We start from the raw sequence: 25837 nt of genomic DNA, 5'->3' as shown, positions 1-25837 counted from the left end.
CGTCTTTGGGCGAACAACGAGTCCTAACGACGCTTCGCTAATTTTCCCACTCGTTGCATCAGGGACTGCGACGTCCCCTCAGATTTAGAACCCGTGCTCAACAAGCGCAGCTCGACCTTTCGCCAGGCGTCTATTTCCGAATCGTTTGACGCGTAGCAGTTCGTCATCCGTTGCGAACTTGATCGACGATATCGTGTCACAGCCTGCCCGTTGCAGAAGGCCGAGCACGTTCAGAAATGATTGCATAGCAACAACCTGGAAGTGAAATGAAGAGCCAGTTGTTGCGGGCCGCTCTTCAGGTGCGGCTCGAAACCGAACTCATCGTCACGACCTTAATCGCAATGCGTTTGTCACGACAAAAAAGCTAGAAAGACTCATCGCCAGACCTGCCGCTATCGGTGACAGACTCAGACCCGTCACGGGCTTAAGCAGGCCGGTTGCAATGGGGATTAGCAAAATGTTGTAGCCAAATGCCCAGCCCAAATTCTGCTTGATATTCAACATCACGGCCTTCGACAAGCTTATCGCACGCGGAATGTTCTGAATGTCGCCAGACATCGCGATCACGTCGGCGCTCTCGATCGCAAGGTCTGTTCCTGTGCCCATCGCGATGCCGACATCGGCGATCGTTAATGCTGGAGCATCGTTCAAGCCATCGCCCACGAAAGCCACACGTCGTCCGTCTCGCTTGAGCGCGTATACCACGTCTGCCTTGTCATTCGGACGCACTTCCGCATAGACCATCGTTGCTGGTATCCCGCAGCGATCTGCAATGGATAATGCGGTTCGCTCATTGTCACCTGAGATGAGCGCCACTTCATAGCCCGATTGTTTTAGTTGCTCCACTGCACTTGGCGTCGACGGTTTGATGGGATCTGACACGATCATGAGCGCGGCGAGCGAACCGTTGACGGCCGCAAAAAAGTATCCGCTCCCCTCGGACATTGCATCAGCTACTTGTGCATCCAACGACGATGTATCGATGCGGCGTTCTCGCATCATTTTTTCCGAGCCGATGAGTACCGTGTGACCGTTGGATAATTCGGCTTCAACTCCCGCGCCTGCAATGGCCTTGAAGCTGGTAACGGTAAGAGGCGACTTGCGCCCCTTGGCAGCGGCATCCACAATAGCCCTGGCCAAGGGGTGCTCCGATCGCTGCTCTACGAGAGCCAGTTGGGCCAGCAAGTCGTCGCTTGAAAACGGTGGCAACGCGTGAAATAACGAGAGATGCGGTCTTCCAACTGTCAGCGTTCCGGTTTTATCAAAAGCGATCAATGCAACTTGGCTCAAAGACTCGATGGCATCCGTCGAGCGAAACAGAATCCCTTGTTGCGCCGCCTTGCCCGTACCCACCATCACACTCGTCGGAACCGCGAGTCCCATTGCACATGGGCAAGCAATAATGAGTACAGCGACCGCATGGATGAGTGCTTGATCGATTGAACCACCTGGCATCGCGAAAAGCCATGCAAGGGAAGTAAGCAGTGCGATCACCAATACCACGGGCACAAAGTACGCGACGACTCGATCAGCAATGCCTTGAATGCGCGGCTTCGAAGCCTGCGCAGATTCAACGAACGCCACGATCTTCGCTAAAGTCGTGTCGGCTCCGATGGCAGTGGCGCGAAACTGAATACTTCCGCTGCCGTTGATCGTACCTGCCACCACTTCGTCCCCCGCTTCCTTGGCCACTGGTACGCTCTCACCAGTCACCATGCTCTCATCAATATAGGTAGAGCCGCTAACGACCATACCGTCCACCGCGATGGCCGATCCTGGCCGGACTTCAACAATATCATTGAGGACAACAGCCTCCGCAGGAATGGTCACCGCTTCACCATTGCGTATAACCGTGGCCATTTTCGGGACCAGTTTTAGCAGTACCTTCATAGCGTCAGACGCTTGATGTCTGGACTTGGTTTCTAGGAACTTGCCTAACAAGATCAGCGTGATCACCACTGCTGACGCCTCGAAGTAGACATGCCGCGACTGCGGAGGAATCCACTGGGGGAAAACCGTGACGACGGAGCTGTAGAGGAAAGCGGCCATCGTGCCCAGAAGAATCAGCGAATTCATATCGGGAGATGTTGAGAAGAGGCTCTTTGCGCCCAGTCGAAGGAAGCGTCCGCCGAACCAGAATTGAACAGGAATGGCCAAGCCGAACATAACCCAATTCCACTGCTCCATCGACAACCAGGACATCATCAAACTCATTACTCCGCCGGACAACATGGGAGCCATCGCAAGCACGACGATCGGTAATGCAAAGATCGTTGCCCCGACGAACAAATGCCACAAATGCTGAGCTTCTAAATCGTTGCCCTCAATCGACCCCGCGTTTCGTATCGTGGAGAGCTCAACTGCCTCATAGCCCAGCTTTGTAATCGCCACTTGGATCGTTTCGAGTTCGCCAGCTTGTGGTAAATGGTCGAACTCGACCGCCGCACGTTCCGTCGCGAGGTTGACTGAAGCGCTGGTCACGGATGGAATCTTGCGCAGTCCGTTCTCGACGCGTCGGACACACGCAGCGCAGGTCATGCCCTTTACGCCAATCTCGATCGTCTGCTCAGCATTCATCATTTTCTTTCTCCTCGATTGAAAAGCCCCACCACTTGGCTAGAGGTTGCTAATTAGAGGCTACTGCTTCATAGCCGGCTTCTTCGACGGAGGCCACGATTGATTTGTCGACGAATTGCCCCTCGACAACTGCTTTTCCTGCTTTCAAATCAACCTGGGCGGCGGTTACGCCATCGGTGGCTCGGATGGCTGACTCAACCGCTGATTTACAATGTCCGCAAGTCATGCCAGTGATCTGGAAAACCTGTTTACGTGGTTCTTGGTTCATTTTTACCTCCGTTAATGGCATAGAGATGAAGTGGCCGTATCGCTAGGTTGGATGCCGGCACGTCACCGATTCTTCAGGTAGAATGGGCCTGTTCGCGAGGAAATCTGCCCGCACTTCGACTCGCGGAACCAAAATCGGAAAAAATCGGAAATTCCGTGAAGGAACGCGGCTTGCCGTCCATCAAAAGCACGTCAGCCTCGAAATTTGAAGAAGAACCACAAGTCATGTCATCACTAACCCTCCATATCGTTTTGCTGTTCGCGGTTGCGTACAGCCAGATCTTTGGCGGGGTTTCGTGTTGCTGCCTCTCGCGAACGATCATTGCAAGTCTGACGACTGCGCACGTGTCTGCGTCAGTCAGCGTTGATCAGGCGATGCTAAACGTGTCCCTTGCGCCGAAATGCCCCAAATGTGCTGCTTCCCAAGCATCCGTTGCGACAAGTGTGAATTCCAAGGGACTTCGAAGTTCCAGCGTTGCAGGGAGCAACGAATGCCAATGCGCGAAAGCCATTTCTAGCGCTAGTGCTCAACTCGAACCTCGATCTCCGTCCATTGCTGTGCAGTATATCGCGACTACCCAAGCGACTTGGGACATCATCCCTCGTGCACAACGGATTGTGTTTCAAAGACATGAAGTTCCAATTCCCTTCGCGGGTTGTTCCTGGCAGTCGATCACCTGTATTTGGAAGAAATGAAAAGCCCCACAATCCGTTAGCTTCGGACTTGTTGACTGGCTGTGTGCTTAACTTCAGGCACATACCACTGGCTTTTTAGTTTCTTATACAAAATAGGTGAATCATGTTGGCAAAACTCACTCTTCTGGGCGCTCTCGCTCTTTCCGCAGTTTCCTACTCTGTAAATGCAAGTCAGCAAAGCACGAATGCAGCGTCTGAGGCCTTCGTTAGCGAACCTATCCGCTGCATGAAACATGCTGATTGCTGTGCAGTAGTTCAACCTTGCTGCCCTCGCTAGATCGACAAGTACGGTCTGAGACTGAGTCCTGCTCGAAGCTACCGAAAGTTTCGGGCAGTTTTCTCTTTTCGGCGGGAAGGAGTGAAGAATGATACCAACAGAGTCATCCAATGAGATGAATGGAAAAGCGGAGGATCGCGCATCACCGCTGACTACAGAAGAATTGACGCTGTGGATTAGTCGTGCCAGCAACGGACATCGAGAGTCACAAAAGCACATTTATGAGCTATTGGCAGCTAGGTGCTATCGAGTCATTCGAAAAATTGTTGGCGATAGTCATGCTGACGACGTAATGCAGGACTTCGTTATCCACTTGTTTTCAAGGCTTAGTCAGTTTCGTTTCGAATCGACGCTTGAAACATGGGCGCACCGCATGGCTGTTAATCAGAGCTTGCAGTACCTGCGAAAAATGAAACGAGAAGAACTGCGTATTCAAAAAGTCGCGGAGGCTGGAGAAGTGTCTTTAACTGTTAATCAAAAGATCAAAGCAGACGAAGATATTGAGGTTCTTGAGTTAGCTATGCAGCAAATCACGGGTGAACAACGAGCGATTTTGCACATGAAAGAAGTCGAAGGGCTTGGATACTCAGCGATCGCAAGCGTTCTGGGCATTCCCGAAGGTACTGTTGGTTCACGACTGAACAAGGCTAGAAACGAATTGAGGACTTCTCTGACCCACTTGGGTTGGGAGGCATAAATATGAATTGCGATATTGTTGCAGAGCACTTGTCGGTGTACGTCGACCACGAGCTTGACGCAGCGGCTCGTCTCCAACTGGAGGAGCATGTTGAGCGTTGCGAAGCATGCCGTGGGCTGATGTCTGAATACCGCTCGATGGGCGTATTGATGCGACGTTCGGAGCGGGTAGTCGATACGGATGCAGTATGGGAACGAGTTTCTCGCAAACTCGAAACTCCAGTTGTGACACTTGCTTCAACAGAATCCCAGTGGAACGCTTGGGCGAAGCGCTATGGCACTTCAATTTTGGCCGCCGCTGCCGCAGTTTTTCTTGTAGTCGCAGCACTGCGCTATGTTACTCCCGACAAGCACGGTTCGGATTATGCGTTGCACACGCATGCTTCCACAGCCGTAGATTTTGCAGAGGTATTCCGTGCAGCCAGAACGGAACCTCAGCTCGCCTTGGCCAAACTGAGCGAGAAGTACGATGGCCGTGAACTAGGTACCGAAGAAACTACGAAATACCTTGGCTATCAGCCAGCATTATTCAAAGTTGTTCCCGAAGGGTTCACTCGTGTGTCAACACACGTTTTGAACATGCCATGCTGCAAATGTTCGGCAACTATTTGTGAGCGAAGCGACGGCACATCACTGATTGTCTTTGAACACAGAGATGAGCAACCTGTCTGGTTTGGCGACTCCCCGTCAATCGAGACGCAGTGCGTGGGCATGCCTTGCAAGATTATTGAGTCGGCAGGACAACTAGCCGTTAGCTGGAGAAACCAAGATCGGCAAATGACGATCGTCGGCGCAGTTGATCTGACTGAAGTGAATCACTGGGTAGCGTCTCTGAAGTTGTAAGTACCGCTTCGACGAATTCGACATCCCTTTCCAACTCCCTGTTCTATAAAGAACTAAACCATGATCAAGAACAGTATTCTCGCTCTCGTTTTCGCTCTCTCTGCGGCAGCATCAAGTTATGCGCAAACAACAAAAGACGAAACATATGATGCCCAATCCAAGCACGATATTGTCGGCGGGCACATTGTATATGTCTGTTGCCCGCCATGTGTAAAGAAGATGACAGCCGACCAAGCCAAGTTCTTGTCCCCGCTTGATGACCTTTACGAAGCGTCGCGCAAGAAGTAACCGTTCGATTCTACTGTTTAGACTGAAGGTATTTAGAAATGAAAAGATGGAACTTGCGTTGTTTGTTCATTCTTCCCTTAGCGGTGACCACACTGCTCTTCGTTAGTGGGTGTAATCCGTCGCATTCGGACAAGACCGCAGATCAGACTGCGCCACGCGTTGAGAGGGAAAAGGCTGGCGTTTCAAGCGATGAAAGATCTGCAACGAACTCAGGCGCCGGCGACGTTGACAGTGAACATGGTCATATCCCGGGTGCCCACGGCGGCATCATGATTTCACTGGGGAGAGACAGTTATCACGTGGAAGCGGTCATCGATTCAGCAGGTGCCGTTCGGCTTTACACCCTTGGCAAGGATGAAAGTCGAGTTATCGACGTGGAAAGCCAGACGCTGAATGGGTTTGTCAAAGCAGAAGGGGATGCGGATTCCAAATCAATTTCATTTGAGGCATCCCCACAGGACGGCGACAGCCCTGGGAGGACTTCGCTTTTCATGGGGCAACTGCCACAGGAGCTGGTGGGGCGCAAGCTGGATGTAACCATTCCAAACATTCGAATCGATGGCGAGCGATTTCGTCTGGGTTTTGTCTCTGGACAGGAGAGTCATGATCAATCGTCCGACATGCCGGCTAAGGTCGCTAACGAAGCAGAACGAGAATTGTATTTGACACCGGGCGGTCGTTACACCGCTGCGGACATCGAAGCCAATGGCAATATGACGGCTTCGCCAAAGTTCAAAGGGATAAAGTCGGAACATGACATGAAGCCAGAAGTCGGCGACATGCTGTGTCCTATCTCAGGAACAAAGGCGAATTCCAAATTTACGTGGATTATCGATGGTAAGCCTTACGAGTTCTGTTGCCCTCCGTGCGTCGACGAATTTTTGGCTTCCGCTAAAGAGTCAACGGACCCGCTGCCTGATCCAGATAGTTTTATCAAGAAGTAGGTTATGACTCTTCCATCGCAAGCTCGAATCATCGCAGTGTTAATGCTTGCCCTGACTACGTCGGCGGCTCGCGGCCATGAGGGGCATCAACCGCTTCCCACCAAGGGTGTCCAAGTTGATACAGAGAATGGTCAACTGACATTGTCAGCGCAAGCGCGGGATGCCATTGGACTTCAAACGGAAGAACTTGTGGTAGGCACCGTTGCTTCCACAATGACGGTCTATGCGGAGGCTGTTACGCCGTGGCAAGCAAAGGCGTTCGGCTCGGCGCAGATTTCTGGTCGCATAGCCAAACTTCTGTCGCGTCCTGGGGACTTTGTGAAAAAGGACCAGATCATTGCCGAGTTGAGTAGCCGTGAGCTGGAACTGCTCAAACTGGATTATCAGCAAGCAGCTAATGATTTAAGGCTTAACCAGCGTCTTCTTGACATGACAAGACCAACTGCGTTGGCCGGTGCTGTGCCGATGCAACGATTGCTGGAAATCGAAAACGCAGTTGAGCAGAGCCAGAACCGCGTGGAAGTCGCGAGAATTCGCGTCCATACTCTTGGCGTTTCTCCCGATGCCTTTCAAAACAGCGCATCTGGCTCGTTGAACTATCCCATTCGCTCGCCTATTGCTGGCCAGATCCTTCACTCGGACCTTGCAGAGGGCAAGTACGTGGAGGCGTTAGAACACCTATTTGAAATTGTAAATACCGAAGAAGTATGGGTTCGGCTTCAACTCTTGGAAAAGGATTTTCTTAAGGCCAAAGTAGGCAACCGAGTGAAGATTGAGTTCCCTGCGTCGTCGATCTCGGTCGAAGGCGTTCTCGATCGAATGGATGCTGGTTTAGATCCCCAGACTCAAGTCAGTTCAGCTTGGGTGACACTTGCAAACCAAACGATCATTCCTGGACTTGTTGGTCAGGGCACGGTTTATACATCAGAGCAAGACGAGAAACTCACCGTTCCGCAGCGGGCAGTGTACAGCGATGGGCTACAGAATTATGTATTTATTGAAGAGGCATCGACTCGGACGTCCGCAGAGTATCGGAAGAAAACTATCCAATTGGGTAAGCGTACTCTGGAAGCGCATAAGCAAATCGAGCCGATGGTCGAAGTGCTCCAAGGCGACATTTATCCTGGTGACCGAGTGGTGGTAAAGGGAGGTCACGAGCTGTCGAGCTTGTTCTTTCTTGGCGTTCTAAAGCTCTCTAGCAGTGACCAGCAACGTTTAGGGATACGGACCGAGCCAGCGAGTCACCGCGAAGTTGCTTGGACTACGCAGCTAACTGCGTCCGTGACGTTGCCCCCCGAGAACCGAAGCGTACTTTCATCTCAATTAAACGGAACGGTCCAGTCGCACAAACTGAATCCGGGGCGATTCGTTCAGGCCGGTGAAATGTTGATGGAGATTGCTTCGCCTGAATTTCACAAGCTCCAGCTCGACCTGATCAGCACGTCGCTTGACGCCGACCTCTCGCTTCGTCGCGCTGATCGGCTCGATAGCGTCAAAGGCGATGCGGTTTCACTACGCATCGTATTGGAAACACGCTCGGAAGCGGACCAGTTAAAGGCGCGGGCCGAGAGCCTAAGGCGACAGCTTTCTACGTTGGGATTACTTGAAAACGAAATAGAATCAATCGTCAAAGAACGGCGAATCCTCGACTATCTTCCACTTCGCTCCAACATTGCGGGGCGCATTACCTCGTCCGTAGTCACATTAGGCGAAACAGTTTCAGCGAGCCAGCCTCTTGTCGAAATTCACAATCTCGAATCCGTATGGATTGAGGCGCATATACGATCGCACGAGACTCATTCTCTACATGGAGAAGTAAATGGCATCGCCACAATACTTGCCAACCCAGACATTCGTTTTCCAGTCGTCGTTTCACGAATCGGTCCAACAGTAAACGAGTCGACTCGCACACAGAGGATATGGCTTACACCAATTGCGACCTCAAGTGGCCCGCAACTTCGCTCAGGCGCATTGATTACGGTCGTCTTGCCGATAGGAAGTCCGACTTCGACTCTAGCGATCCCTTCTTCCGCGATCCTTCGCGAGGGGATGCACTATTTCAGCTTTGTTCAAAAGGACGATGGATACGTCGATCGACGCCGACTAAAGATTGGTCGCTCTGATGGTGCGTACACGGAAATTGTTGACGGTATCGAAGCGGGTGAGTTGGTCGTCACCGTTGGTGGTCGTGAGTTACAGACGGCCTTTGCATCATTGAGGTAGTATCCTTGCTCGACAGCATCATTCGTTTCTCATTACAAAACCGGGCGATCGTTGCGATTGCATCACTGCTGGTAATGCTGGTCGGAGCATCTTTGCTTCGGACCATGCCTGTCGATGTGTTTCCTGACCTTAATCGTCCCACGGTGACGATTATGACCGAAGCACCGGGCCTGGCTCCGGAAGAAGTCGAAGTGCTTGTGACGCGACCGATCGAATTGCTCTTAAACGGAGCGACCGGAGTCAAACGCGTTCGATCGTCATCGGCCATCGGTCTTTCGATCATTTGGGTTGAGTTTGACTGGGGAACCGACATCTTCATTGATCGACAGATCGTGAATGAGAAGTTGCAACTGGCTCAATCAAGACTGCCGGCGGGTACCACCCCGACGCTCGCACCTATTTCATCCATCATGGGTGAAATCATGTTGCTCGCGCTTCGCAGCGATATTGAACCGGGTTCTGAGTTTGAAGCAGACGCAAAGGCGATGGAGTTGCGCACGCTGGGCGAGTTCACGGTGCGCAATCGACTCCTTGCCGTTGAAGGCGTATCGCAGGTTTCCGTGATGGGCGGAATTCTTAAGCAGTATCAAGTCCTCACCTCCCCTTCGAGGCTGGCGGCTCGCAATGTAACCCTTGCACAGCTAACTGACGCCACCACGAAAGCAAATGTACTTGCAGGTGGCGGTGTAATGAATCGCGGCGAAAAAGAATCGCTACTTCGTATCCAGGGCCAATCGCTGACTCTCGAGGAGGTCGCCGCAACTCCTATCCTCTGGCGTGAGCAAGTACCTATACGAATAGGCGATGTGGCCGATGTCAAACTAGGCGGACCGATTAAGCGCGGCGACGCTTCTGCAGTTGTAAAGATTGAGCCAGACGTCAATTTCGCCGTCGATCGAGCTGCGGAATATGCGCAGATGAAAGATGGCGCACATCTTGCATCTAGCGACCACGTTCTCCCTGGCCAACCACATACCGGGCCGTACCGCGAGCTTAGAGGCGGTATGGCGGTAATGCTTACCGTTCAAAAGCAGCCCGACGCGGACACGATAAAGCTCGACCGAAGAATAAACGATGTGTTGGCTTCGGTTCAGCGAGAGTTGCCAGCGGACGTAAAGCTTGAATCCGAAATTTTCCGCCTAAGCCACTTCATTGAAGCGGCGGTTGACAACGTCAGTGAAGCAGTGCGAGACGGCGCTATCTGGGTAATCGTGATTCTGTTTCTTTTGATGGGCAACTTTCGTACAAGCATCAGCTCATTGTCATCCATGCCGCTGTCAATATTGCTAACCGTCATCGTCTTTTACCTGTTCGGTATCACCATAAACACGATGACACTTGGCGGGATCGCGGTTGCCATCGGCGACTTGGTCGACGATTCGATCGTTGACGTTGAAAACATTTATCGGCGACTTCGCGAAAACAAGCAGTTGCCAACTGAAGCTCAGGAGCCAGCCTTGGATGTTATCTTCTCGGCATCGAGCGAGATTCGCAACTCGATTGTCTACGCAACTCTCATCGTCGTGTTGGTTGTATTGCCGCTGTTCATGATGTCCGGAATCGAGGGGCGGTTGTTCGCACCGCTGGGTATTGCCTACATCGTCGCCTTACTGTGCTCGTTGGTGGTCGCCTTAACCTTCACACCTGTACTGGCGAGTGTTTTACTGCCTCGCAGGCCGTTCTTAGCCGATAGACGCGAACCTCTAATCATGCATTGGCTGAAGCATTGGGACGAGCGACTGCTGCGATGGACGCTTGGTCGTCCAAGGACAGTCCTCGCTGGAGTAAGCGTATTAGTTCTGCTCAGCTGCATGACCCTTCCCTGGATGGGCGGTGAGTTCCTGCCGCCATTCAATGAAGGAACAGCGACAATCAATCTACGACTTGAACCAGGCACTTCCCTGGGCGAGAGCCAGAGAATTGCTGGACGCGTTGAAGATATCTTGCTTGAAGTGCCAGAGGTTCTCTCGGTTGCCCGCCGGACCGGACGCGCCGAATTGGATGAGCATGCAGAAGGTGTAAACAACACGGAATTCGAAGTACGCTTTGCTCAACATAAGATTGAGAAAGTGGGATGGCACAATGCTGTACTGCGAGCGATTCCGATCGCCCATCTTTGGAGCTTTGAATACCAGGGGCGAGCGCAGGAATCGGTGATTGCGGACCTACGCGATCGAATTTCAAGTATTCCGGGTGCGGCCGTCAATATCGGCCAGCCGATCTCCCATCGTTTAGATCACATGATGTCCGGCATTCGGGCTCAGATCGCAGTGAAGGTATTTGGCCCTGATCTGCGTGAACTTCGCTCCGCGGCATACGATATCCAGGCTAGGATGCAAGAGACTGACGGGATCGTCGACCTGCAGATTGAGCCACAGATTGAGATTTCGCAACTCCAGATGCGAGTCAAGCGTGACGAGGCTTCACGATACGGTCTTACACCGGGGGACGTGGCGGAAGTGTTGGAGACGGCCTTCAAGGGCAGAATTGTTTCACAGGTCATCGAAGAGGATAAGTACTTCGGCTTAGTGGTTTGGTATGACGAGAAGGCGCGCCGAGATCCTAATGTCATAGAAGAAACCATTCTCGAGACACCTTCCGGAGCGAAGGTCGCACTGTCACAAGTTGCCGAAATCTTGGATACGACCGGCCCCAATGTGCTCAATCGTGAACACGTTCAACGCCGAGTCGCCGTTTTCTGCAATGTCCAGGGGCGAGACTTGGCGAGTGTCGTACGCGATATCAAACTAGCACTCCAGCCGGTTGAGCAATCTCTTCATGAGCTGCCAGGAGAGTATTATCTCGACTACAGTGGGCAGTTCGAAGCACAGCAGCAGGCCACATACAGATTATGGGGATTTGCACTGCTGAGTATCGTCGGCGTCTACCTGCTGCTGATGAAAGCCCTCGGCTCGCAGCGTTCTGCACTCCAGGTGATTGTGAACGTGCCATTGGCGGCGTTTGGCGCGATCGTTGCGCTCCTGATTGTGAATAGACCTGAAGCTTCTGAGTTCGTGGGCCAAGCTTGGTATCTCTGGCCAGGTATTTGGATTCAGGCGACCCATTTATCTTTGGCGCACTGGGTGGGATTCATCACGCTCATAGGCATTGTTAGTCGCAACGGCATCATGATGATCTCGCATTATCAACACTTGATGGAAGTTGATGGAATGCCATTTGGAAAGGAAATGATCATTCGCGGCAGCCTCGAACGCCTCGCGCCTGTAATGATGACAGCCATGACCAGCTTTGTAGGACTGCTTCCTTTGTTGTTCGGGTACGGCGAACCTGGCAAGGAGATCCTTTATCCGCTTTCCATTGTCTTGTTTGGCGGCATGATTGCATCCACCGTTCTAGACCAAGTCGTTACTCCTGCACTTTTTTACCTTTTTGGCTCTGGGCTACACCTTTCAAACCAAGCGAGTTCACCAAATGTATAAGGCTATTTTGGCAACTGTCTTATGTTGCTTCCAGCTTTGGTCTCCGGTTCCGAACCTTTCACGATCATCTCAGGGAGCGGCGAGTCCGATGGAAGTATTTGCGAGTGTTGCCATCCATCGGTTGTAGCAGACCAGAGTTACCTGCGTAGCAAAGAATTTCGCTGTCTCAGCCCGATTACTTCAATGGTCCATCGCGAGTCCATGCTCTTCGTTCTTTAGGGCGTTGAAATGGATTTGAACATGCTCTCTACTTCGAGCGCGAGTGACATACATTCTTTGTCGTCTTTGAATGCGTCAAGTCTCATGGCGGTGTTGAATTTCTCGCGATGATCCTGGGCTTCTTCGATCTGGCCAAGTCTTGAATAGCTCATCGCCAGGATGGCGTAATCGCCGGGAAAGGACTGAGGCGACAATGCCACCGACTTCAAGGCTGCATCAATGGCTTCCCGGTAGTTGCCCATGCGATATTCGGCCGTGCCGAGCGTGTTGTAGTAGATTTCGCGCGGGTGTTGCCGAACCACCTCACGGAATTGACTGAGTTGCAGATCCGTCAGTGGTGCCTCTTGGAATGCAGCAGGAGTTTTGACTCGTTGCCATGTTGCATTGTTCATTGTTTGAGCTTCCGCCGCACTTATTTCAGGCAATTTGCTGCCACGTGGAAACTGGAGAGATTCCTTAACGATGGTCGCCAGGTGAGAATCAACGTCGCGTTCTTCGTTTGCAAACTGAGAAGCAAGTTTTTCGTAGGATGATTGCAAGCCATCGTAAAGCGACGCCTGATCAGGATCGTTCTGTATCAGCCATGCATAATGGAATGTCGCTGCGTACCAGTTCTTTGCTGTGGTGGCTGCTGTCGCCTGCTCTTGATGCCGGAACGGATCGAAGCTCGCTTTCGTTTTTCGCCTTGCTCTTTCGTCGGGGGCATTCTTGTATTCCAGATCGACCAGCACGACGTTGTTGGTTTCGGTGGTCACAAACCATCGACCGTCGGGAGAAGTGTGGTTGATCACTTCCGTTGGCTCCCACATTGCATTGGGAAGCGTCTCGCGGGTCGCGACATTCCAGACCAGTTTTTCATTTTCGGACTCGGAGTAGATTCGTGAACCATCGAGGCTGAAGGTCACGCTTGTCACGGTATCGGAATGTGCGCTGAGGATCGCGGTTTCATGCTTTTGTGGTGCGTCCCAGATTCGTATGTTGCCTATTCCGGCGACGGCGGCGGCCAGTCGTGTGCCATCAGGGCTAAAGGTGACGGATTCAACACCATCTTTGCCTGGGAAAAAGGTCATGATCTCCTGACCGCTCAGAGTTTCGAATAGATGAACGGAATGGTCTGTTCCACATGCTGCGAACCGTTTGCCATCAAGACTGAAGGCGACCCCAAATACTGCGCCACTGCTGGCATGAGCGGTCGCAATTTGCTTGCCTGAGGCAACATCCCATACCCGGATCTTTGTGTCATAGCCGCCTGACACAAGTCGCTTACCCGCTCGGTCAAACGCCACCGTCCTCACGAGCCCTGTGTGCCCAATGTACGTTCGAATTTCAGTACCGGTCTCTACGTCCCACAGCTTGACAGTATTGTCATAGCCTGCGGACGCAACGCACGAACCATCCGGGTTGAATGCAACATCGTAGACCGTACCCTGATGGCCCGTAAGCGTGGCGGTTTCCTTATGTGCGTGCGCGTCCCAGAGTTTGATCGTTCCGTCCCGACTTGACGACACAAGGTTTTTACCGTCCGGACTATATGCGACTCCGGTAACCGAACCTGTATGCCCTTTCATGACGGCGACTTCTTCACCCGTTTCGGTGTTCCATAAGCGAACCGTGTTATCATCTGTTGCCGTAGCAAGCCGCGACCCGTTCGGGCTAAAGGACAGTTCGTTGACTTTATCTGTATGCCCTTTCAGCCTGAACTTCGCATCGCCCGTTTGCGCGTCCCGCAGGATGACCGATTCTGATCCCGATGCGAGTTGCCTGCCATCCGAACTAAAGGCGACGCAATGCACAAATCCCGCGTGCCCACCCAATGTGAGGTCGTTATCGCTGTGCGCATTCCAGATCCGGACGGTTCCGTCCCTGCTGCCGGAGACCAGTCGCGTCCCGTCGGGACTAAAGGCGATGCCCCATACCGCTTTGGCGTGTCCATTGAGCGTATTGATCAAGTTGCCCGTTCGAGTGTCCCAGAGCTTGATTTCCATAGAATCGCCCGCGGTCGCCAACTGAGTTCCGTCCGGACTGAAGGCAACGCAACGAACAACTCGATTGTGTCGACTCACTCCGCCGACATGTTCCCAGGTCTGCGTATCCCACAGCATGCAAACGCTATACGTGACGGCCGCCAACCGAGTACCATCGGGACTGAACGCTAGGCGTCGCACTTCCGGATATGGATGGTTGACGACTTTGATTTGCTCCCCGGTTTGTGAGTCCCAGATACGAATCGTTGTGTCACCACTACTCGTCGAAGCAAGTTGTTTGCCGTCCGGACTGAAGGCGACACCCGACACGGACTCCGTGTGACCGGTAATCGTGAATATCTCCTCGCCCGACTTCGGGTTCCACACTTTGACGGTTTTATCAACCGATGCCGACGCGATTCGATCTCCGCTGGGACTAAAGGCAAGCCCGTTAATAGCACCTAGATGTCCACTTATTGTATGGATGATGTCACCTGACTTTGCATCCCACAGCCTGACCTTTGCATCACTCCCGGCCGACGCAATTGAGGAGCCATCCGGGCTAACGGCAAGACCGTCGATGCGTCCCTTATGCCCTTTAAGTGAGCCGAGTTGCTCTCCGGTAGTTGCATCCCATAATCGCATCGCCCCGTCTTTGCCTGCCGAAACCACCCGCTTTCCGTCAGGAGTAAAAGCGACTTCGACCACATCGCTTGTGTGTCCGTAACAGGTAATGTTGCTCCCCTGAAAACGCCTGGCGCAATAGTGCCACTCGAAGTTGTCGCGGTTTTCCTTTGGGATCTCATGCAGCAGCGTTCGAGCCTCCACTGCTCGATCAGCATCGTACCTGGCGACCGCAAGCTGAAACTTTCCTTCCGCTTCGGCATCGCGTGCACGTTGAGCATCTACAATAGCTCTTCCTTCTGCATCGACGGCATTGGCGCGTTCTTCCAACGCTTCTTGCGACTTGCGTTCCGCAAGTTGGTTTTTTTGGTTCGCTTGAAGCATGCCGTAAGTCGTTCCGATGATTCCAACAATCAGCGTGACACCAATCGCTAGTAGGGCAACAGCCAGGCCGCGATGTCGGTTCGCAAACTTCCGAACTTGGTACCAGGTCGAAGGAGGGCGGGCCCGAATTGCGTCGCCAGCTAGATAGCTGGAAATGTCGTCTGCAAAATCATCAACCGACTGGTATCGTCGAGTTCGCTCCTTTTCGAGTGCTTTCATGACCACCCAATCGAGGTCACCTTTGAGGATCTTCTGAAGCTTGACCAATGAGATTTTGCGTACTTCGGTTACCTTCGTCGTCGCCTCACCGGACGACGCACCAAGTCGACTACTTGGCTTGAGCGGATCTTTCTCGCGAATGATCTGCAGTGATTTCAATAACGCGTTCTTGCCCAGCGTTTCTTTGTCCAAGGGTGTAGTACCGCTTAGCAGTTCGTACAGCATCACGCCGAGAGAATAGACATCGGTTCTCGTATCGATATCGACGGAGCTCAGTTCAGCTTGCTCGGGCGACATGTACTGCAGCGTTCCGACGATACTGCCGAACTCGGTGTGCATCGTATGATCTGTAAGCTTGAGATCGGGCTGAACCGCTTTCGCCATGCCAAAGTCAATCACTTTGGGAACCGGTACACCATCCATGTCCGCAACCAGAACGTTGGATGGTTTAAGATCGCGGTGCAGGATCCCTTTCTGGTGCGCGTGTTGAATAGCCTTGCAAACAGGCACAAAGAGCTTCAACCTTTCAACGATACTAAGTCGATGGCTGTCGCAATACTTTGTGATCGGAATACCATCAACGAATTCCATCACAAAGTACGGGCGCCCCTCGTCCGTATGTCCCGCGTCAATTACTCTGGCGATGTTAAGATGGGCCATCATCGCCAGTGCTTGTTTTTCAGCATCAAAGCGTGCCAAGACCTCCTTGGTAGGTAATTCAGACCTAATCAACTTGAGTGCCACGCGTCGCTTGACCGGCCTTTCCTGCTCGGCCAGCCACACGGTTCCCATCCCGCCAACGCCAAGTTGCGCAATGAGCTTGTACGGTCCAATTGTTTCGAATGTCAGCAGTGCCGAGTTACCAATACCAGAACTTGCAGGAAATGGAGAGCCGCTGGTCAGAGGATCCCTATTGGCTCCCGGGTTTGTTTTCGAATTGATGAACTGTTCCCGGACTTGATTGGCGTGAGCTACAGCCTCTTCTCCAAACCTCGCATAACTCGCATTGCCAACCTGCCGCCCCTTTCTGATTCCGTGGAAGATTTCAACGGAAATCAGCTCCAGCAAAATCCGCTGTTTTGAATTTTCCGGTAACTGAGCCAAGACGTTCTCAATGTCTGGCAATGCCCCTCTCTTGATGTCATCTTCAAACTGGTCGATCAGTCTATCTTCGGATTCAGGTTTCACAGTTGGCGGGATTTCATCGGCGGAGTGACTTTGGATTGGTTAAGGGAAATGGCGATGGTGGGACGCCCGCGTTAAGATCGACGCCGAAGCACCAATGTTACGGTTCGGGACTCAGTGTGTCGTTATCTTCTTAAAAGTTTATTGCCAATGGGGGTAAGACGATGACATGACAGAGGACTACAATGACGTGTTTCCCTCCCTACTATGGAATGCTCGCAGAAGAACCTTTGGAAAAGAATACGCTTCCTCTGCATTTCATCAAATTTTCTTCCAGCATGTCACATCTCCAACGAGGTAACTCCGGATTTCTCCATCAAATCATTGTGGAGGCGCGTGCGGGTGATGAGATGGCCCTCAACAAAATCGCTGAGTACCTGCTGCCGAAGGCCTTTGAAATGGCCCGATTCAGGATGCAGGCCCTGAGTCCGATGGACGACTACGAAGATGTCGCGATTAGCGCCGTCAAGTCGATCTGCCTGCGGTTTCGCGAGGGAACCTGCGAGTTCCTTGGAGAAATAGAGCTTGGCAGCCTGCTCCAAAAATTTGTGATCGGCAAGATCCGTGACCGAAGGAAATATCACTTCGCAGAAAAACGCCATATCAAACTCAACGATGACCGGGACTGGTCGCAATCTGTTTCATCCGTCCAAGAATATGCAGGGGAAACAGCGGATTCGATTTGGCTTGACGAACAGTCTGCTTTGCTGACGGTCCCGGAACAAGCCTATCTTGAGCAAATGCTGCGGGGACTGGGCTCAGATGTGCAGGGTTTATTTTCTGAACTGGTCAAGCGACTGGACGAAAAACCCCGGCAAGTACTGATGCTGATCACGTCGGAGTCCCTGTCCAATACGGAGTTGTCAGAAGCTCTGGATTGTGCTCCGTCATCCATTGAGCGATATCGCCGAGCCATTCGTGACAAGCTGGAAGAGATCGTCAACGGGTGATGTTTGGTTGATCATGCCAATCTGCACACTAGCCTTTGAGGGAAAGAATTAGCCCTCGTCTCTCTTTAACTCGCACTTCAATTTCATATTGAAAAACGTGGGGGTTGCTTCCTTAGAACTCCGTCCGTTACCTGGGAACGGGGACTTTCATTGCCATTTCTTCTCATCAACGCAGATCCGCGGTTAGGCGCGCAGCGCACTTCCCAAGCGTGATACACAACTTGCTGCGAGGCCGCACATCAGCGGCTTTTGAACAGCTTCTGGTTGATAGTTGCAACTTCTGGAGCCAAAGCTAAAAAATTTTCGAAAAGGTTTGAAGGCTAGCGGAATTGTCTTCCATTAAACACCTGAAGCGATTGTTTTGAACTCAGGACCGCTCGCAAGTTCGGCTTCCCAAGCCGTGTTAATCAAACTCTCACACGAAGACAAAAAACTATGAAGGTCAGCCAATTTGGAACAAAGTTACTTGCGACTCTGGCTCCATCCAGTTGGCGTGCCCGCAAATCAATTCTCCGATCCAAGTCTCGAGCCGCCAAGAGAAAAGCGTTTTTTGAGTCGCTGGAAGATCGACGGTTGCTGGCCACGGTACTCGGAATCGGATCGAGTGCGTTGGTGGGGAATGATCTCACCGATATTGGCAACAATGGTGTGGAAGGGTCATACAACCCCGCGTCCAATCTTGCCGGTTTCGACGGGGTGTTCTTCTCAAATACAAAATCGTATTTCGGTTCCTATCAGGGAGCGTTCAACGTCTTTGACAACCTTGTCGGGACTGGGGCCCATGAAAAGGCTTTGTGGGGCTTTCCGGTTGCACAAGACCAATTACAACCGATGATTGTTGGCGCAGATTTCAGGACGACAATTGGCCCCAGGGTGCTGACGTCATTCACCATTTCGTCGGCCGACGACACTCCCGGACGGGATCCAAGGGTCTGGAAAATCGAAGGATCCAACGATACGACATCCGGATTGAACGGCACCTGGACGACCATCTACAACCACTCCGTCGCTAGCAGCGACTGGGCGTCGCGTCTGCAGGTCAATCGCTATTCTCCGGCTGACGGCGACGCCTTTCTGACCAGCCAACCCTTCACCGCTTTTCGCATGGTTACCACAGCGACTGGGATATGGACGATGGGTACCGTCCAAGGGAACAACGACCTTTTTCAGCTTTCCGAGATCGAGTTCTTTGGCGTCCCGCCTGTCAACGATGCGCCTGCGGGTGCGAACAAGACGCTGACGACCGAGGAAGACTCGACGCTGGAATTCACAGCGGCCGATTTCGGCTTCAGCGATCCGCTCGACACGCCGTCCAATAACTTTAACGGCGTCAAGATCACGACGTTGCCAGCCGCTGGTACCTTGAAACTCAACGGCATGGCACTTTCGGCGGGCGGTTTCGTAACCAAGGCGCAGATTGACGCTGCCCAGTTGACGTTCGATCCGGCTGCTAACGGAAACGGCGCTCCCTACACCAGCTTTACCTTCCAGGTGGAAGACGACGGCGGCACGGCCAATGGTGGAGTCAACCTCGACCAAAGCCCCAACACGATCACGATCAACGTCAATAGCGTCGAAGACGCGCCGGTGCTGACCGGTGGCAGCGTGCCAGCAACCTATGTCGAAGACGCCCTTGCTCAGCCGGTCGATCCGAACTTGACGATCATCGATGTCGATGCCGGCGCAACGTTGAACGGGGCCTCGGCGATCATCACAGGCAATTTCATGCCCGGCGAGGACCTGCTGGAATTTACCAACCAAAATGGGATCAGCGGCAGCTACAACTCGTCCAGTGGTGTGCTCACGCTGACGGGCATTACTTCGGTGGCCAACTACCAGACTGCTCTGCGGTCGGTTGGTTATCGCAATACCAGCCAGGCACCGAACGCCGCGCCGCGGACTGTGAGTTTCACGCTTTCCACCGCCCTAGCCAATCCCGACAACGGGCATTTCTACGAATTTGTCACGGCACCCGCCATACGTTGGGATGTCGCCCAGAACACCGCTAGCAACCTAACGTTCTTCGGATTGCCGGGCTATTTGGCCACTATCACCTCTGCCGTGGAAAACCAGTTTGCCGCTTCGAAGCTGCAAGGCGTGGGCTGGATTGGTGCCAGTGATGCGGCAGTGGAAGGCGTGTGGCGCTGGGTCACCGGGCCGGAAGCTGGCACGCAGTTCTGGCTGGGCACCTCCAGCGGCACCGGTGGGGCTACTGTGGGAGGCCAATACGCCAATTGGAATAGCAGCGAGCCCAACAACCTGGGCGACGAAGATTATGGACACATGATCTTCAATACGGCGATTGGCCCGCGCGGCAGTTGGAACGACTTGGCAGTCGTCGGCGGCGGCGGAGCCTTCGTTCCCGCGGGCTTCGTGGTCGAATACGGCGGCATGCCCGGAGCCCCCGTCCTCTCGCTGACTTCGTCCAACATCGTCAACGTGGTACCGGTCAACGACGTACCGGTGGCCAATGACGATGCGTTCACCACGTCGGAGGATGAAGTGCTTAACTTAAACGCTGCGACGCTGACGAACGTGGCACTAACGGGAATCGCCACCCAGTCGGGCACGGCTTTCGGTGGTTCCGCCAGCCGGGCCATCGATGGCAACACGAACGGGAATTATGGAAGCGGTTCGGTAACGCACACGGATGGATCTTCGAACGCCTACTGGGAAGTCAGCCTGAACAACCAATACGCTTTGCAACGGGTTGTGTTGCACAATCGCGGCGATTGTTGCGGCCTTCGGCTCTCTAATTTCCGAGTCTCTGTCTTCGATGGTGCCACCGAGGTGTTCGGCCAGAACTTCTTTGTGGGTTCCGGGTCGGTGGCGCAGGGCGGCAGTCTTACCATTCCACTTCCAGGCGGTGCGAATGGAGACCGTGTCCGCGTACAACTGTTGGGAAACAACAACGAAGGCAATGGCGTCTTATCGTTAGCAGAGGTTCAGGTGCTCGCTTCGGTGGGAGTACTGGCAAACGACTTTGATGTTGACAGTGACCCGTTGACGGTAACCCAAGTCAATGGGTCAACCTCCAACGTGGGCAACCAGACCACGTTGGGATCCGGTGCGTTGCTGACCGTACAAAGCGACGGCTCGCTAGCTTACGATCCGAACCGCCAGTTCGAATACCTGGCTTTCGGCCAAACTGCTAGCGACACGTTCAGCTATCAGATCGGTGACGGTAATGGCGGCTTCGACACGGCGACCGTGACGGTCATCATTTCGGGTAGAAATGATCAACCGACGTTTGGCCAGGCTCCGTATCTGTTCAATCTGCCGGAGAACACCAACAACGGCACGAGCGTGGGTTCGGTATCGGCCAGCGACGTGGACACGATCGACACCGACCTGACCTTCAGTATCTTGAGCGGCAACACCAGCGGAGCGTTTGCCATCAACCCAACAACGGGCGTCATCACGGTGGCGAACACGGCGGCTTTGGACTTTGAGACCAATCCAACGTTCAATCTGAGCGTGAGCGTGAATGACAACAACGGCCAGGCAAACAGCACCAACACGGCGACTGTCACGATCAACCTGACCACGACCACGGTCAGCCTTTCCGGAACGAACTTGCTGATCGAGGATACCGATGGCGCGGATACCGCCGACAATCTGACCCTCTCAATCGTTGGCAGCAACCTAGTCGTCTCCGATTCGGTGAAACGGATTGCTACCAGCATCCTGGGAGCGAGCGGCAACGGCACCAATACGGTCACGGTGCCGCTATCGGCATTTTCGGGAAACGTGATCTTGAATACCTTTGGTAGCGACGATGTGGTCAACGTCGGGACACTGGGGAGTTCGCTGCCAGCGGGACTGGTTGTCAACGGCGGAGCGGGCTTCGACACGCTGAACTTCAACGGAACCATCAACTTGGTATCTGGCGCAAATCTGACCGGCTCGGCCGACGCGATCAATCTTCCCAATGCCGCTTCGGACGTCTCCACCAGTGGCGCGGGAATGGTTAGTCTGACGGCCGATCGCAATATCGCGATGAGCTCCGGCAGTAGCATTGTCACGGTGAATGGCGGCATCACGCTCATGGCCAATTCGGCGGGAACGACTGCGGGCAACTTTAGTGGCATTTTCATGGCCGGCGCGCTCGTAACGACCTCAGGTATGGGCAACATCGTTTTCACTGGCAAGGGGGGCAACGACACTGCGACAACCTTCCACCGCGGCATCGCCATAACGGCATCGGCAGTTATCTCATCTACCAGTTCCGGCAACATCACGCTGACCGGCACGGGCGGCGTGGGTGGCTCTTCGAATGCTGGGATTCAACTTTTCGACAGTGGCCAGGTGTCGTCTTCTTCGTCGGGAACCATTCAGATCACGGGTACAGGCGGCGCAACCGCAACAGGCAATTTCCAGGATGGTGTGGACTTGCAATTGACGAGCCTGGTGACTTCAACCGGGTCCGGCCCGATCATCATCACGGGATTTGGAGGAGGAGGCACCAGCGGTCATGGCGTGGTCATGTCGAATGGTGCAGATATTACGTCAACCGGCTCGGGCAACGTGGAGATCAATGGCAAAGCGAGTGTCGCCGGTAGCTCAGGAATCATCTTTTTTGATGCTGGTATCAGCAGTGCCACGGGGGATATTCTGCTTGAAGGCAACGGCGGGGCTGGCGTCAGCCAAGGGGTTCTCGTGAGTTCGTCCAGTGTTTCAAGTGCGGGCGGCAATATCGCGGTGACAGGTACCGGCTCGGGTGGCGCAGCGGGCATCCAGGCGACCGGGATCGATGCCGGAACAGGAGTCGTCACGTTAACGGCACCGACGGGATTCATTCGAGAATCGGAAGCTGGAACAAATTTTGCCGGTAGCGATGTCATCGTTAACGGTGAAGTGGCGCCGGCTGGACCGGGCGCAACTGGCCAGTTGATCGTTAAGGGTGACGTGTCCTTCACCAGCGGCGATGCCTATTCGGTCGAACTGAACGGGCTGACCGCAGGGGCCGCTTTGGTTGGTTACGATCAGTTGCAGGTCACAGGCTCGGCAAAGATTGTCGACCTGGGCGACGCGACGCTGAACGTCAACTTGGGTTTCACGCCGGTGGCCGGCGACGAGTTCGTGATTGTTAATAACGTCGACATCAGCTCGAGCGTGACCGGCAACTTCGCTGGGTTGTCCGACGGTGAGGCCTTCACCGTTGGCAGTACCGTGTTCCACATCTTCTATCACGCCGGGACGGATGAAAACGATGTCGTTCTGATCGTCAATCGTAGGCCGACCGATCCGGCAGACGTTGATAATGCTGTCAACGAGGTTGAAGAAGGGGCTGCGAGTGGCACCACGGTAGGCGTGATCGCTTTCTCTAGCGATCTCGATGGGGACACGCCGACCTATTCGCTGATCAACGACGACGGTGGCCGCTTTGCCATCAATTCGTCGACCGGTGTCGTGACCGTAGCCAATGGGGCATTGTTGGACGGCCCTGACACACGCACGATCACCGTTCAGGCCAGCGATGGGCTGGGAGGCACTTCACAACAGAGCTTCGAGATCAAAATCAATAACGTCGCGCCGGTGATCACTGGTTTAAGTGTCGACTCAGCGGTAATCGATGAGAATGGCTCAGTAACCATCAGCGGCAGCTTTACCGATGTGGGCTCACAAGATACGCACACCGTGCTGATCAACTGGGGTGATGGCGAGGTCTCTTCGGCATCTGTGGTCGTTCAAGGCAATGGCAGCGGGACCTTTACGGCCACGCATCAATACTTGGATGATAATCCCACCGGCACGGCCAGCGATGCTTATACGATTACCGCGACGGTCACCGACGATGATGGCGGAGTCTCGGCCAGTTCTACGGTGGGAATCACCGTCAACAATATTAATCCAGTCCTCGCTGGCCTAACAAACAGTTCGCCGGATGCCTGTAATGCGTTTATGGGTATGAATGCAGTCACAATTGCGGCTGCGTTTACCGACATCGGTTTGCTCGATACACATACGGTGTCGATCCATTGGGGCGATGGGATTACCACGGTCGGGGCCGTCGTTCAGGGCAGCGGTAGCGGTTCGGTGAGCGGAAATCACATCTACGCGACCGGTGGTATTTTCACGATTACAGTGACACTCACCGATGATGACGGCGGCACCTCGCAACGGACTTCCACGGCCACAATCGGTGGGGTCGGCCTGCACAATGGCCAGTTACAAATCATCGGGACTGGCGGCCGTGATGTGGTCCATGTTGGTCTTGGAGGTTCTGACGGCGGTAGCGATGGCGGCTCGGACGGCGGGGCCGATAGAACATTGAAAGTTATGGCCAATTTCAACTCGCCCAACGGCGGTTCAGATGGCGGTTCAGATGGTGGCTCAGACGGTGGCTCAGATGGTGGCTCAGACGGTGGCTCAGATGGCGGAGCCGATCAATTTACGTACAACTTGAGCGACGTGACCAGTATTCTGATTATCGGATGTGGCGGTAACGATCATCTGCACGTCAACAAGAAAGTCATGATCCCAGCGACCATAGACGGCGGTGCCGGAGACGATCAGATTTGGAGTGGCGGTGGAGACGACAACATCACCGATTTGATCGGCAACAACGATATCGACGCAGGTAAGGGCAACGACACGATTACCACTGGCAATGGCAACAATGACATCCAGGCCGGCGCAGGTGATGATTCGATCAGCACTGGCAGCGGTAAGGACAAGATTCGCGGCGACGATGGAAATGATACGATCAATGCCGGGGACGGAGATAACGACGTCGATGCTGGAAAAGGCAATGATAGTATCATCACAGGTAGCGGTCGCGATCGAATCGATGCTGGTGATGGCGACGACACGGTCCAAGCCGGTGCCGGAAACGATACCATTAAAGGTGGTAAAGGCAATGATGCCTTGCTAGGCGGCGCGGACAACGACTTGATCGAAGGTGGTGATGGACGTGACTTGCTAATCGGAGGAATGGGCGCCGACCGGATTATTGGCGACAAAGATGAAGACATCTTGATTGCTGGATATACGAACTGGGACAACAACAATGCCGCAATTGCCGCGATCATGAAGGAGTGGACCAGCAGTAATAGCATGGCCACGCGACAAGCGAACATCACCAACGGAACAGGACTCACTGCTGGTTATCGTCTGGATGGTAATGATGGTCCGAACCAGACTGTTTTTAATGACAACGATATCGATACGTTGACCGGAGGCCAGGGAACCGACTGGTTCTTTGCCAACAGCGTTGCCGACAACGGAGGCGTCTTGGATATTGTTACAGATAAAGCCGCTAGTGAGCTTTGGAGCGATACCGACTTTTGATCATGTAACATTCAGTAGGAAGAGTTGATCCGCAACAAAGCAAAACACTCCGGACTGGTTCATTGGTCCGGAGTGTTTGTGATTTTAACTGAGTGTTCATCGAATCGCCTTCCCACGCAAAAGAGAATTGATGACAGCATGAGCACTAGTGCTAAGGGAATTGTTTATCTGATGCGGGGACTACCTGGATGCGGCAAAAGCCATCGTGCGAAACGCTTGGCTGGGGATTCTGGAATCGTACTGGAGACTGACGAGTACTTCTACACTCAAGTTGGCAGCGATAAGACCAGTTACGATTTTGATAAAGACATGCTCCCTGCTGCTCGTCAGTGGAATTTTTCGAGGCTGTGCGATGCGATCGCCGATAACATTTCGCCCATTGTAATCGATCGCGGAAATGGGCTGAACGCTGAGACTCGCGAGTTTGCCGAGTACGCATTGCGGCATGGTTACGAGTTACACTTAGCAGAACCTGATTCGAATTGGTGGCAGGAGTTGCGGGTCCTGCTCAAGTATAAGGATCACGTGTCGGATACTTTGTTTGACAAGTGGGCTGAAAGCCTGTCAGCGAGCACAAAATACACGCATCGCGTTCCAGCTTCGATGATTCGGAATTGGATGAAGCATTGGCGTCATGATTTGACGATTGAAGAAATCCTCAACTTCCAAGACCGAACACAGGACGCTCAGATTGCTCAAATTGGTAATGGCGTCGCACCTGGGGGCGGAGACATCACGCGTTAATGAC

The 25837-nt window shown here is 53.4% G+C and carries 12 protein-coding genes; 9 read left to right on the top strand and 3 right to left on the bottom strand.

Annotation, left to right across the window (positions count from 1 at the left end):
* Positions 1-324: 324 nt before the first annotated feature.
* Both SH573x_RS12470 and SH573x_RS12465 read right to left on the bottom strand, forming a co-directional pair.
* On the bottom strand, positions 325-2580 hold the full coding sequence (locus SH573x_RS12470) for a heavy metal translocating P-type ATPase (protein ID WP_479355476.1): 2256 nt from the start codon (positions 2578-2580) through the stop codon (positions 325-327).
* Positions 2581-2626: 46 nt separating this feature from the next.
* Positions 2627-2845: a heavy-metal-associated domain-containing protein gene (locus tag SH573x_RS12465; protein ID WP_479355474.1), complete on the bottom strand. Its 219-nt coding sequence runs from the start codon at positions 2843-2845 to the stop codon at positions 2627-2629.
* A gap of 1060 nt (positions 2846-3905) precedes the next feature.
* Here SH573x_RS12465 and SH573x_RS12460 point away from each other — a divergent pair.
* The 6 genes from SH573x_RS12460 to SH573x_RS12435 are packed head-to-tail and all read left to right on the top strand — an operon-like array spanning position 3906 to position 12251.
* The gene (locus tag SH573x_RS12460) at positions 3906-4514 is read left to right on the top strand and encodes an RNA polymerase sigma factor (RefSeq protein WP_479355472.1); all 609 of its coding nucleotides are present in this window, start codon (positions 3906-3908) and stop codon (positions 4512-4514) included.
* A 2-nt stretch (positions 4515-4516) separates the two neighbouring features.
* Positions 4517-5356 (top strand): anti-sigma factor family protein, encoded by an 840-nt coding sequence (locus SH573x_RS12455; protein ID WP_479355470.1) that lies wholly within the window; start codon positions 4517-4519, stop codon positions 5354-5356.
* 60 nt (positions 5357-5416) lie between these two features.
* On the top strand, positions 5417-5644 hold the full coding sequence (locus SH573x_RS12450; RefSeq protein ID WP_479355468.1) for a hypothetical protein: 228 nt from the start codon (positions 5417-5419) through the stop codon (positions 5642-5644).
* Between the two features lie 38 nt (positions 5645-5682).
* Complete coding sequence (locus SH573x_RS12445) at positions 5683-6588, top strand: hypothetical protein (protein WP_479355466.1); 906 nt, start codon at positions 5683-5685, stop codon at positions 6586-6588.
* A gap of 42 nt (positions 6589-6630) precedes the next feature.
* On the top strand, positions 6631-8811 hold the full coding sequence (locus tag SH573x_RS12440) for an efflux RND transporter periplasmic adaptor subunit (RefSeq protein ID WP_479356721.1): 2181 nt from the start codon (positions 6631-6633) through the stop codon (positions 8809-8811).
* A gap of 5 nt (positions 8812-8816) precedes the next feature.
* A complete protein-coding gene (locus tag SH573x_RS12435) occupies positions 8817-12251 on the top strand; it encodes an efflux RND transporter permease subunit (protein WP_479355464.1) in 3435 nt (1144 codons plus the stop codon).
* Between the two features lie 215 nt (positions 12252-12466).
* Here SH573x_RS12435 and SH573x_RS12430 read toward each other — a convergent pair whose 3' ends face one another.
* A complete protein-coding gene (locus SH573x_RS12430; RefSeq protein WP_479355462.1) occupies positions 12467-16849 on the bottom strand; it encodes a WD40 domain-containing protein in 4383 nt (1460 codons plus the stop codon).
* A gap of 209 nt (positions 16850-17058) precedes the next feature.
* Here SH573x_RS12430 and SH573x_RS12425 point away from each other — a divergent pair, with 209 nt between their 5' ends.
* The 3 genes from SH573x_RS12425 to SH573x_RS12415 all read left to right on the top strand — a co-directional run bounded on the left by SH573x_RS12425 (position 17059) and on the right by SH573x_RS12415 (position 25833).
* Positions 17059-17796: an RNA polymerase sigma factor gene (locus SH573x_RS12425; RefSeq protein ID WP_479355460.1), complete on the top strand. Its 738-nt coding sequence runs from the start codon at positions 17059-17061 to the stop codon at positions 17794-17796.
* 435 nt (positions 17797-18231) lie between these two features.
* Positions 18232-25089, top strand: coding sequence for a cadherin domain-containing protein (locus SH573x_RS12420; RefSeq protein WP_479355458.1), 6858 nt, complete (start codon positions 18232-18234; stop codon positions 25087-25089).
* A 138-nt stretch (positions 25090-25227) separates the two neighbouring features.
* Positions 25228-25833, top strand: a complete 606-nt coding sequence (locus tag SH573x_RS12415; RefSeq protein ID WP_479355457.1) for an AAA family ATPase — start codon at positions 25228-25230, stop codon at positions 25831-25833.
* Positions 25834-25837: the final 4 nt, after the last annotated feature.

The sequence above is a fragment of the Rania fehmarnensis genome, from assembly GCF_056494185.1.
This window is presented reverse-complemented; position numbering and strand designations above follow the sequence as displayed.

Bases quoted from the DNA above. Each gene is read 5' to 3' on its own strand.
- SH573x_RS12470 (WP_479355476.1), bottom strand. From the start codon at position 2,580: ATGATGAATGCTGAGCAGACGATCGAGATTGGCGTAAAGGGCATGACC.
- SH573x_RS12465 (WP_479355474.1), bottom strand. From the start codon at position 2,845: ATGAACCAAGAACCACGTAAACAGGTTTTCCAGATCACTGGCATGACT.
- SH573x_RS12460 (WP_479355472.1), top strand. From the start codon at position 3,906: ATGATACCAACAGAGTCATCCAATGAGATGAATGGAAAAGCGGAGGAT.
- SH573x_RS12455 (WP_479355470.1), top strand. From the start codon at position 4,517: ATGAATTGCGATATTGTTGCAGAGCACTTGTCGGTGTACGTCGACCAC.
- SH573x_RS12450 (WP_479355468.1), top strand. From the start codon at position 5,417: ATGATCAAGAACAGTATTCTCGCTCTCGTTTTCGCTCTCTCTGCGGCA.
- SH573x_RS12445 (WP_479355466.1), top strand. From the start codon at position 5,683: ATGAAAAGATGGAACTTGCGTTGTTTGTTCATTCTTCCCTTAGCGGTG.
- SH573x_RS12440 (WP_479356721.1), top strand. From the start codon at position 6,631: ATGCTTGCCCTGACTACGTCGGCGGCTCGCGGCCATGAGGGGCATCAA.
- SH573x_RS12425 (WP_479355460.1), top strand. From the start codon at position 17,059: ATGCTCGCAGAAGAACCTTTGGAAAAGAATACGCTTCCTCTGCATTTC.
- SH573x_RS12420 (WP_479355458.1), top strand. From the start codon at position 18,232: ATGAAGGTCAGCCAATTTGGAACAAAGTTACTTGCGACTCTGGCTCCA.
- SH573x_RS12415 (WP_479355457.1), top strand. From the start codon at position 25,228: ATGAGCACTAGTGCTAAGGGAATTGTTTATCTGATGCGGGGACTACCT.